Origin of the sequence: Mycobacterium sp. E2497, from assembly GCF_001668695.1 — a bacterium.
Lineage (GTDB): Bacteria > Actinomycetota > Actinomycetes > Mycobacteriales > Mycobacteriaceae > Mycobacterium.
This window is the reverse complement of the sequence record NZ_LZKD01000112.1, coordinates 1-2,334: the sequence shown is the minus strand read 5'-3', so window position 1 is coordinate 2,334 and position 2,334 is coordinate 1. Positions and strand designations below refer to the sequence as shown.

The window sequence follows — 2,334 nt, the reverse complement described above, 5'->3', positions numbered from 1 at the left end:
TCCCGCCGATCGGGTCCCCGGTCACGCGGGCGGCCTTCTTCGTGCTCGACGAATGGCTGCGGCCCGTGCCGGCCGGCGTGGTCGGCGAGCTGTATCTGGCCGGCGACGGCGTCGGCGTCGGGTACTGGCGGCGCTCGGAGTTGACCGCCTCGCGCTTCATGGCCTGCCCGTTCGGCGCGCCCGGGACTCGCATGTACCGCACCGGCGACCTGGTGTGCTGGGGTCCCGACGGGCAACTGCGCTACCTGGGCCGCGCCGACGAGCAGGTCAAGATCCGCGGCTACCGCATCGAGCTCGGCGAAATCCAGTCGGCGCTGGGCGCTTTGGACGGGGTGGAGCAGGCGGTGGTGGTCGCGCGCGAGGACCGGCCCGGTGACAAGCGCCTGGTGGGTTACGTCACCGGGACGGCGGACGCGGGCAGGGCCCGGGCCGCGCTCGCCGAGCGCCTCCCCGCCTACATGGTCCCGGCGGCCGTGGTCGTACTCCCTGCCCTGCCCATGACGGTCAACGGCAAACTCGACACCCGCGCATTGCCCGCACCCGACTATCGAGACGTCGACAATTACCGCGCCCCTACCACCGCGACCGAGGAGATCCTGGCCGGCATCTACGCCGAGGTGCTCGGCGTCGAACGCGTCGGTGTCGACGACTCGTTCTTCGATCTCGGCGGCGACTCGCTATCCACGATGCGGCTGATCTCTGCGGTCAATTCGTCGCTGGACACCGACCTCCCGGTGCGCGTCGTGTTCGAGGCGCCGACGGTCGCGCAGTTGGCGCCCCGCATCGACGAGGGGGCGGGCCGGCTGGCGCCGCTGGTGGCCGGTGAACGCCCGCCGGTGATCCCGTTGTCCTTTGCCCAGAGCCGGTTGTGGTTCATCCAACAGTTGCAGGGGCCGTCGCCCATCTACAACATGGCAGCCGCGTTGCGGCTGAGCGGGTGCCTCGATGCCGACGCGCTGCGCGCGGCCCTGGCCGATGTGGTGGGGCGCCACGAAAGCCTGCGCACCCGATTCCCCGCCCGCGGCGGAACGCCCCAGCAGGTGGTGGTCCCGGCCGAGGACGTCGACTTCGGCTGGGACGTCGTTGATTCCACCGGACGGGCGGACGGCGAACTGGACCGGGCCATCGCAGCGGCGACCCGCTACACGTTCGATCTGGCCAACGAAACCCCGCTGCGCGCAAAGCTTTTCGCCCTGGGCGAGCGGGAGCACCTGTTGGTGATCGTGGTGCACCACATCGCCGCGGACGGGTTGTCGCTCACGCCGTTGGCCGCCGACCTGAGTGTGGCGTACGCCAGCCGGTCCGCGGGGCAGGCGCCGGGCTGGGCCGACCTTCCCGTGCAGTACGTCGACTACACGCTGTGGCAGCGGGCGCAATTCGGCGAACTCGACGACAGCGACAGCGCGATCGCGGCCCAGCTGTCCTACTGGCAGGACGCCCTGGCAGGCATGCCCGAACGGTTGCAGCTGCCCACCGACCGGCCCTACCCGCCGGTCGCCGATCAGCGCGGGTCCAGCGTGGTCGTCGACTGGCCGGCGGAGCTGCAGCAGCAGGTCCGCCGGGTGGCCCGCGAGCACAACGCGACCACCTTCATGGTGGTGCAGGCCGCGCTCGCGGTGCTGCTGTCCAAGCTCAGCGCGAGTTCCGATGTGGCGGTGGGCTTCCCGATCGCTGGGCGCCGCGACCGCGCGCTCGACCAGCTCGTCGGTTTCTTCGTCAACACGCTGGTGCTGCGGGTCGACCTCGCCGGTGACCCCAGCTTCACCGAACTGTTGACGCGGGTTCAGGAACGCAGTCTGGCGGCCTTCGAAAACCAGGACGTGCCGTTCGAGCTGCTGGTGGAGCGGCTCAACCCGGCCCGAAGCCTGACCCACCACCCGCTGGTGCAGGTGATGCTGGCCTGGCAGAACTTCGCCGGAAACGACGATCCCGCCACCGGTCTGACGCTGGGCGAGCTCGAGGTCACCTCCGTGCCGGTCGACACCGAGTCGGCGCGAATGGATTTGGTGTTCTCCCTGGCCGAGCGCTGGACCGAGACGGGCGAGGCCGCGGGGATCGCCGGTCGGGTGGAATTCCGCACCGACGTATTCGACGCGCGGAGCATCGAGACGCTGATCGAGCGTTTGCAGCGGGTGCTGGCTGCGATGGCGGGTGATCCTTCGCGGGTGTTGTCGTCGGTGGACCTGCTCGACGCCACCGAGCACGCGCGTCTGGAACAGCTTGGCAATACGGCGGTTTTGGCGGGGCCGGTGGATCCGCCGGTGTCGGTGCCTTCGTTGTTCGCCGCGCAGGTGGCGCGTGCGCCGGGGGCGGTGGCGTTGGTGTGCGAGGGCG

At 70.5% G+C, this 2,334-nt stretch carries 1 protein-coding gene; it reads left to right on the top strand.

Annotated elements, in window-relative coordinates; genetic code table 11:
* Positions 1-2,334: condensation domain-containing protein (locus tag A5713_RS08530; RefSeq protein ID WP_156751803.1), on the top strand; the 2,334-nt coding region annotated here is incomplete at both ends.